Origin of the sequence: Mesorhizobium sp. M8A.F.Ca.ET.208.01.1.1 (assembly GCF_004791315.1) — a bacterium.
Lineage (GTDB): Bacteria > Pseudomonadota > Alphaproteobacteria > Rhizobiales > Rhizobiaceae > Mesorhizobium.
Genome location: NZ_SRUT01000344.1, coordinates 1 through 294 on the forward strand (window position 1 = coordinate 1; position 294 = coordinate 294).

The 294-nt window shown below is 63.9% G+C and carries 1 pseudogene; it reads right to left on the reverse strand.

The features are described 5' to 3' along the window. Positions 1-294, reverse strand: a pseudogene (locus EN851_RS35580) (protein translocase subunit SecDF); the annotation flags it as partial.

Here is a 294-nt window from a genome sequence, read left to right on the forward strand (position 1 = left end):
GCAAGATGCCGACCAGCGCGATCAGCATCGCGATCGTGCCCTGCTTGGCCAATTCCCCGGAGACCGTCGGCCCCACCACTTCGACGCGGCGGAAATCATACTGGTCCTGCAATTCGCCCCGCACCTTGTCGATGACGGTCTGCTCGGCATTCTCGCCGGCGTCCTGTGTACCGACGCGGATCAAGACGTCGTTCGGCGCGCCGAATTGCTGAACCTGGACCTCGCCGATGTTGAGCTCCGACAGCCGGTTGCGGATGTCGCCGAGATCGGCGTTCCCCTGCTTGGACTGCAGCT